The organism is Geobacillus sp. ZGt-1, assembly GCF_001026865.1.
GTDB lineage: Bacteria > Bacillota > Bacilli > Bacillales > Anoxybacillaceae > Geobacillus > Geobacillus thermoleovorans.
In genome coordinates, this window is sequence record NZ_LDPD01000142.1 from 1 (window position 1) to 879 (window position 879).

1 protein-coding gene is annotated in these 879 nt (G+C 50.1%); it reads right to left on the minus strand.

The annotated features are described in order from the left end of the window. Nucleotides 1-32 precede the first annotated feature (32 nt). Complete coding sequence (gene istB, locus VU18_RS16155; RefSeq protein WP_021321943.1) at nt 33-785, minus strand: IS21-like element helper ATPase IstB; 753 nt, start codon at nt 783-785, stop codon at nt 33-35. Nucleotides 786-879 lie beyond the last annotated feature (94 nt).

Sequence of the window (879 nt, forward strand, 5' to 3'; positions counted from 1 at the left end):
AAAAAATACATAGGCTTGCCGGCTCAATGAATTTACCTTTCAACCGAGCGAGAAGGGAGCGACTGAACGGCAGAAAGCGCGTGCCGCAAGCGGTAGCTCTCTCCCGTAAACGCGAGAATGTGGGCGTGATGGACCAAACGATCCACCAGCGCTGCCGTCAGGCGGTTGTCCCCAAACACTCGATTCCACTGTCCAAACTCTAAATTCGATGTCACGATGACACTTTTTCGTTCATAACAATCGGCAATGATGTGAAACAGCAGTTCCGATCCCTGCTTTTGAAAAGGTACATAGCCGAGTTCGTCCAAAATCAACAGCTCGCATGTGTCGATTTGCCGTTTGAGCCGTCCGAGGGTGCCGTCTTTTAACGCTTCTTCGAGCTGGGCGACAAGATCGGCGACACGGAAAAACCGAACTTCATGGCCCCGTTCACACGCTTTTAATCCTAATGCGGTGGCGAGATGGGTTTTTCCTGTTCCCGGCGAACCGAAAAGCAGGACGTTCTGTTTTTGCTCCAAAAAGCGAAGGTCGCAAAGTTCTTCCTTCGAGGTCGTGGTCGGCCAATGAATCTGATCCGACCATTCGTAATCTTTGAGCCATTTCAACTCCCGGAACTTCGCCTTCTTGATCAATCGAGCCTGTTTTGCTTTCTGACGGAACGACAGCTCCAACGCCAACACATCACGCAAAAACTGTTCCTTGGTCTCGTAGGCCACCTCCTCGAATCGATCCGCGATGTACGCCAAATGCAGGGCTTTACAAATCTCTTTTAAATCCATCTTCATGCCCGGCTTCCCCCTTCCCTTGACGGACAAAGACGTTGATCATACACATGTAAATCGGTTTCATAGTCGACTAAAACGGAAGGGGTGTATGATT